The organism is Streptomyces sp. NPDC059917 (assembly GCF_042730635.1).
Taxonomy (GTDB): Bacteria; Actinomycetota; Actinomycetes; order Streptomycetales; family Streptomycetaceae; genus Streptomyces.
This window is the reverse complement of record NZ_JBHWLC010000190.1, coordinates 1-1,341: the sequence shown is the minus strand read 5'-3', so window position 1 is coordinate 1,341 and position 1,341 is coordinate 1. Positions and strand designations below refer to the sequence as shown.

Below are 1,341 nucleotides of genomic sequence, written 5' to 3'. Positions count from 1 at the left end.
ACCAGGAGTCGTCGGGGCGCTTCGGTCCGCCCTCTTCCTCCGGTGCCGTACGGGCCTCAGCGGGCCGCGGTGCGCGGGGCCCCCGCCTCGTGGTCGGCCAGCAGCGACGCCATCAGGCTCGGCTCGACGTTCCCGCCGCTGATCAGCACCCCGACATCGGCGCCGTGCCCGGACGCGTGCTCCAGGGCCGCGGCCAGCGCGGTCGCCGCGGCCGGCTCGATGACCAGCCGCGCGTGCAGGAACGCGGCGCGCAGCGCGTCGGCGATGGCGGCCTCCGGCACGGTCACGACGCGCCGGACGGCCCGGTGCGCGAGGTCGAAGGGGAGATCGCCGATCCGGTCCGGCCGCAGCCCGTCGGCGATGGTCCGGCCCGCGGGGACGGTCACCGGTCGCCCGGCGCGCAGGGCCTCGGTGAAGGCGGGGACGGCCAGCGGCTCCGCCCCGATCACCGCGACGTCGCGCCCCTCGGCCGCCAGGGCGGCACCGGCGACGGCGCTGCCGCCACCGACGGGAACGACCACCGCGTCCAGCCGTGCGCCCTGCACCGCGACCTGCCCGATCAGCTCGGCCGTGGCGGTGCCCTGGCCCGCGACCACGTGGGGGTTCTGGTACGGGTCGATCGCGTCGTAGCCGTGCAGCTCGCGCAGTTCCTCCAGCGCGGCGACCCGGTCGGCGAGCACCGTCCCGGCCGTCACCACGTGGGCACCGGCCTCCCGGATCCGGCGGATCTTGGCGGGCGCCGCGTCGGAGGGCAGCACCACGACCGTGGGCAGCCCGTACTCGCGGGTGGCGAGCGCGACCGCGATGGCGTGGTTGCCGGTGCTCTGCGCGATCACGCCCCGGCTCCCGGAGGCGACCAGCCGCTCCACGGCCAGCAGGGCGCCCCGGACCTTGAACGACCCGCCGCGCTGCAGGTTCTCGGTCTTGAGCCAGAGCCGCGCGCCACAGAGCGCGTCGAGCTGGTCGGAGCGGATGACGGGGGTGCGCCAGACCCGGCCCGCCAGCCGCCGCTCGGCTTCCTCGATGTCACCGCGGTCCATCCGCGGTGACCTGGTGTCAGTGGCAGCCACGCTGCCTACGGGCTCGCGCACGGCGCCCGTCTCCCTCCTGCTCGTGAAGTCCCGGTGGAATGTCGAAATGCTGGAATTCTGGAATGCCGAAATGCCGAAATGCCGAAATGTCGGAGTGCCGAAACGCTGGAATATCGAAGCGACGGCTTTCGGTGAACCCCTCGATGGGGGTAGAGATCTCGTCATCCTGGCACGCGCGGTTTTACCGCGAAAGGCCTTGCGGACCTGAACGGCATACGCGAAACGCGCGGACGCGACGACCGTCGAGGTC

At 73.7% G+C, this 1,341-nt stretch carries 1 protein-coding gene; it reads right to left on the bottom strand.

The features are described from left to right. Nucleotides 1-56: 56 nt before the first annotated feature. A complete protein-coding gene (locus tag ACFWAR_RS39390) occupies nt 57-1,091 on the bottom strand; it encodes a threonine/serine dehydratase (RefSeq protein WP_385788553.1) in 1,035 nt (344 codons plus the stop codon). Nucleotides 1,092-1,341 lie beyond the last annotated feature (250 nt).